The following is a 2,349-nucleotide window of genomic DNA, read 5'->3' as shown; positions in this document are numbered from 1 at the left end:
CTTATGAACTTACAGGACTTGAAAATTACAAATCAATAGCCCTGCAGAAAAACCCAGAGATAAAAATGTATGAAGAAAAAATTAAGAAAAAAGATAAAGAGTTAAAACTTGCAAAGCTTGATTACAACCCTGATTTTAGATTTTTTGCAAATTACTCTTATAGACAGGGATTTAGAGATTATGTGTCTTTTGGGGTTAGCTTTAACATCCCAGCATGGAAAAAATACAGACAGGATAGAAAAGTAATTGAAACTTCTCTCTTAAAATCAAAAGAAGAAAAAATGTATAAAGATATAATAAACAAAATAAACTCACAACTTGAAGAAAGTTTTTACAATGCAAACTCTTATTATGAAAGTTATAAGATTTTTGATAAGTTTTTACTTATGCAGACCCAGAAGGTTTATGAAAGTGTAATATCAGAGTATGAAGTTGGAACAAAAAATATATTTGATGTTTTAAAAGCATTAAACCAGATACTTGATGTGAAAATGAAATTAATAGAGCTAACTGCGAATTTTAATATCTCTTATAAAAATATAGAAAGATTAACTGGAGAGATAAAATGAAAAAGAAACTTTTTACAGCTTTAATAATAATTGCTTCAGCAGTTGTCGGACTTTTAGCTGGTTTTATTTTTAAAATTTATGACAAAATAAATATTGAAGAGCTAATTTATAAAGAAGATAAAACAGTTGAATCTGCAAACCTTCCAAAACCAACACCAAATCCAATTTCAAGCTTAACAGTACAGCAGCTTTTAAACATTGATACAACTGTAGTTAGAAAAATGAAACTTGTTAAAAAGATAGAAACTTATGCAGATTTAACCCACCCAGAAACAGACATTAAAGATATTACTTTTAAAATTGATGGATACGTTGAAGAGCTTTACGCAGACTTTACAGGGGAATATGTAAAAAAAGGACAGCCACTTGTGAAAATATACAGTCCACAGCTTGTATCTGCTCAAGAAGAGCTTTTAAGGGCCTGGGATTATTATAAAAAAATGGAAAACTCTACAGACCCAATTTTAAAAAAGTCAGCAGAAGACCTTTATGAGTCAGCCTACAAAAGACTAAAATACTGGGACATAACAGACCAGCAAATTGAAAATCTAAAGAAAACAAGAAAAGTTTTCAAGACAATGACTTTATATTCTCCATATGACGGCTGGATAATGGAAAAGTTCGTTTATCTTGGTTCACAGGTAAAAGCGGGAAAACCTTTATTTAGAATAGCAAAACATCAAAATCTGTGGCTTATGGTTAAAGTTTATGAGAAAGACTTACCATTTATAAAAGAAGGTCAGACAGTAGATATATACTTTGATTCATATCCAGGTAAGGTATATAAAGGAAAAATAGATTACTTATATCCAATGATGGATTTTAAAAACAGAACAAGAGATGTAAGAATAGTTATTGATAATAAAGACTATAAACTTCTTCCGGGAATGTACTCAAAAGTCAGGGTAAATATCCCACTTGGTGAAGCTCTTGTTTTACCTGATACGGCCGTTATAAATACAGGAAAAAGACAGATTGTTTTCTGGCAGAAAGAAAAGGGTGTATTTGAGCCTGTTTTTGTAAAACTTGGAAGATATGTAGATGGATACTATGAAATATTAAATGGATTACACGAAGGTATGGTAGTTGCAAATTCTGCTTTATTCTTACTTGATGCTGATGCCCAGCTTAGAGGTAAATACAGAAAAAAAGGTGAAAAACAAGCACCTATGATGCATCATCATTAAATCGGAGGAAATTATGATTTTTTCTCTTTTTTATCAGAAACTAATGTCCATGCGTAGATTGAAAAGAAAATTGCTCCAAAAGCAAACATTGCTACAAGACCATATAAGGCAAGTTCTACTGACTTATCCATTTCCATTACGTATTATCCTCCAAATAGGAATAGAAATAATAATAATCAAAAAAAATAAAATAACAAGTATAGACAGAGTGATAAAAAATGTTTGCTTATACAAAGTATTTTCAGGATTATCTAAATATTTATATATTATATTCCCCAAAAACGTTAAAACAGCTAAAAATACAATACCTATTGCACGTCTAACTTCTTTAAGCTCTTTTAACTTTTCTTCTTTAATATCCATAAAACTATTATATCAGGGAACGGAAAAATGATAGAAAAAATTATAGAATGGTCGGTAAAAAATAAACTTATAGTATTATCCTTAATACTAATGGTCTTCGGTGCTTCAATATGGGCACTTAAGAAAACTCCTCTTGATGCTATTCCTGATTTATCACCTCCTCAAGTTATTGTATTTACAAATGGCCAGGTCAATCTCCATCAGTAATAGAAGACAGATAACATACCCTA

At 30.2% G+C, this 2,349-nt stretch carries 5 protein-coding genes; 3 read left to right on the top strand and 2 right to left on the bottom strand.

Going from position 1 to position 2,349, the window contains the following annotated elements; genetic code table 11:
* Both HG1285_RS04320 and HG1285_RS04325 read left to right on the top strand, forming a co-directional pair.
* Positions 1–569 (top strand): TolC family protein (locus HG1285_RS04320; protein WP_008288665.1); only part of this gene is annotated, 569 nt, incomplete at its 5' end.
* Complete coding sequence (locus tag HG1285_RS04325) at positions 566–1,756, top strand: efflux RND transporter periplasmic adaptor subunit (protein WP_008288664.1); 1,191 nt, start codon at positions 566–568, stop codon at positions 1,754–1,756. The genes HG1285_RS04320 and HG1285_RS04325, both read left to right, overlap by 4 nt.
* Positions 1,757–1,767: 11 nt before the next feature.
* Here HG1285_RS04325 and HG1285_RS20540 read toward each other — a convergent pair whose 3' ends face one another.
* Complete coding sequence (locus HG1285_RS20540; protein WP_008288663.1) at positions 1,768–1,893, bottom strand: hypothetical protein; 126 nt, start codon at positions 1,891–1,893, stop codon at positions 1,768–1,770.
* Positions 1,880–2,119, bottom strand: a complete 240-nt coding sequence (locus HG1285_RS19540) for a hypothetical protein (RefSeq protein ID WP_008288662.1) — start codon at positions 2,117–2,119, stop codon at positions 1,880–1,882. Before HG1285_RS19540 ends, HG1285_RS20540 begins: the two co-directional genes overlap by 14 nt.
* Positions 2,120–2,146: 27 nt before the next feature.
* Between HG1285_RS19540 and HG1285_RS04330 the strand changes: the two genes are divergently transcribed.
* Positions 2,147–2,326, top strand: coding sequence for a hypothetical protein (locus tag HG1285_RS04330; protein ID WP_008288661.1), 180 nt, complete (start codon positions 2,147–2,149; stop codon positions 2,324–2,326).
* The last annotated feature ends 23 nt before the right edge of the window (positions 2,327–2,349 follow it).

The organism is Hydrogenivirga sp. 128-5-R1-1, assembly GCF_000171895.1.
This window is presented reverse-complemented; position numbering and strand designations above follow the sequence as displayed.

What these genes read in the sequence shown, in the direction of transcription:
- HG1285_RS20540 (WP_008288663.1), bottom strand. Translation starts at nt 1,893, where the DNA reads ATGGAAATGGATAAGTCAGTAGAACTTGCCTTATATGGTCTTGTAGCA.
- HG1285_RS19540 (WP_008288662.1), bottom strand. Translation starts at nt 2,119, where the DNA reads ATGGATATTAAAGAAGAAAAGTTAAAAGAGCTTAAAGAAGTTAGACGT.
- HG1285_RS04330 (WP_008288661.1), top strand. Translation starts at nt 2,147, where the DNA reads ATGATAGAAAAAATTATAGAATGGTCGGTAAAAAATAAACTTATAGTA.
- HG1285_RS04325 (WP_008288664.1), top strand. Translation starts at nt 566, where the DNA reads ATGAAAAAGAAACTTTTTACAGCTTTAATAATAATTGCTTCAGCAGTT.